This window comes from Pseudoalteromonas sp. Isolate3 (assembly GCF_022398505.1).
GTDB lineage: Bacteria > Pseudomonadota > Gammaproteobacteria > Enterobacterales > Alteromonadaceae > Pseudoalteromonas > Pseudoalteromonas apostichopi.
Genome location: NZ_JAKEVN010000285.1, coordinates 1 through 558, shown reverse-complemented (window position 1 = coordinate 558; position 558 = coordinate 1). Strand labels below are relative to the sequence as shown.

Sequence of the window (558 nt, the reverse complement as noted above, 5' to 3'; positions counted from 1 at the left end):
TTGCGCGAACAGTCATTTTTTTAATAAAAACTGCAAAAAACAGTTGATCTGAATTCGGATCTCCCTATAATGCGCATCCACCGACACGGCGGACTGCTTACAAAAAAGCAAAACGACGAGTTGGTTGAGTCAAGTAAAACTGAGTTTTGAAAAAATAAACTTTTCTCAAAATTAAGTGTTGACAAAAATAACGGCTTGCGTAGAATGCACAGCCCTTGAGACGCGAAAGTATCTCAAACGTTCTTTAACAATATAAAGCAATCATCTGTGTGGGCACTCGTACAGATTGAGTTCTAACAGCCGATTCTAGTTCGCTAGATGACGCAAACAAATTTAGAGTCTCAATTGAACTGAGTGACCAACGGAAACAAGTTTACTTGTTTCAGCACAGTCAATTCGATTCGAAAGAATCAAAATCAGAATTCATTGAGCATGTCCTTCGGGACAGAAAAAACTTTTAATTGAAGAGTTTGATCATGGCTCAGATTGAACGCTGGCGGCAGGCCTAACACATGCAAGTCGAGCGGAAACGAAGAGGTGCTTGCACCTCTCACCTCT

1 rRNA gene is annotated in these 558 nt (G+C 40.5%); it reads left to right on the top strand.

Annotated elements, in window-relative coordinates:
* Positions 1–458: 458 nt before the first annotated feature.
* Positions 459–558: ribosomal RNA gene (locus tag L1D46_RS20870) — 16S ribosomal RNA — on the top strand; the annotation flags it as partial.